At 73.5% G+C, this 1125-nt stretch carries 1 protein-coding gene and 1 pseudogene; one reads left to right on the forward strand and one right to left on the reverse strand.

Features of this window, described 5'->3' with window-relative positions; genetic code table 11:
* Window positions 1-154, reverse strand: a pseudogene (locus tag AB0J52_RS41760) (acyl-CoA dehydrogenase family protein); the annotation flags it as partial.
* A 238-nt stretch (window positions 155-392) separates the two neighbouring features.
* Here AB0J52_RS41760 and AB0J52_RS41765 point away from each other — a divergent pair.
* A complete protein-coding gene (locus tag AB0J52_RS41765; RefSeq protein ID WP_500188835.1) occupies window positions 393-1016 on the forward strand; it encodes a hypothetical protein in 624 nt (207 codons plus the stop codon).
* Window positions 1017-1125 lie beyond the last annotated feature (109 nt).

Consider the following 1125-nt stretch of genomic DNA (forward strand, 5'->3'; position numbering starts at 1 on the left):
CGCCGAGTCCCTCCGGGAAGTGGACCCAGGCGAGCCCGGCGTCGAACCGGGCGCGCAGGAACGCCAGGGGCTCGGTCGCGGCGGGATCGTGGGCGGCGAGGAAGGCCGCGACCCGCCGCTCCAGTTCCCGCGCGCCGGGCGGTGCTGTACTCACGGACGGACCTCCACAGGGGACATACCAACCGGTCGGTTTGTCTCACCCTAGGGAGCGGCCCGCGACCCCGTCAACGACCCGCGGGCACCGCCCGCGCCTCGCGCCCCTCCGCACGCGACGCCGAGGTTCACCCGGGAGAGGGAGCTTGATCATCCGGGTGGGGGAACCGCGCCGGGAGCGCCGGCCGGGAAGCTGGAGCGGTCGAGAAAGCCACCTCCCGCTCGATCGGAGCGCACACATGACCAGTTGGAACCGCCGGTCGTCCGTCCTGGGCGCGCTGGGCGCCACCGGAGTCGCCGCGGCCCTGACCGCCACCCTCTCCATCAACTCCTGGGCGGCGGCCGACGCGCCTTCGCCCACCGCCCCCGCCCCGGCGAGGCCCGCCGTGCCCGGCGTCGAGACGTCGCACCTGAAGGGATGGGCCCGGATGGACTTTCCGGTGCCCGACAACGACATCCAGGTGACCGTGGACGCGCACGCGACGTTCGACGCCCACGGCTCGTCCACCCCGACCCGGTCGTGGGGGACCTTCCGGATCTCCCACCGGGCCAAGATGCCCGACGGGTCCTGGTTCACCAACTGGGGCGTCCTGGCCGTCGACTGCCTGACCACCGGCGGCCCCACCGCGACCGTCACCGGCACCCTCACCAAGGTGACCCCCGGCGGGCCATGGGAGGGGATGCTCAGGAACCACGATCGCATGGGCATCAGCTTCTACGTGGCGGGCGAGCACGGCGGCCCCAGCCGGATCGGCCTGAGCGGCGGCCCCGGCCCCGGGGACGGCCAACTCCGCAAGTGCATGGCTCCGGCGGCCGACGCCCGAGTCCTCAAGGGCGGCTACACGCTGGTCGACAAGAGGTGAACGACCGTCCCGCTGACCAGTGTTCAGCGGGACGGCGGCGTCCGTCAGGGGGATGCGGGGGTTTTCAGGGCCGCCGGCAAGGGCTCGGCGTGCAGCACGGTCAGCGAGG

The organism is Spirillospora sp. NPDC049652, from assembly GCF_040675125.1.
Classification (GTDB): domain Bacteria; phylum Actinomycetota; class Actinomycetes; order Streptosporangiales; family Streptosporangiaceae; genus Spirillospora.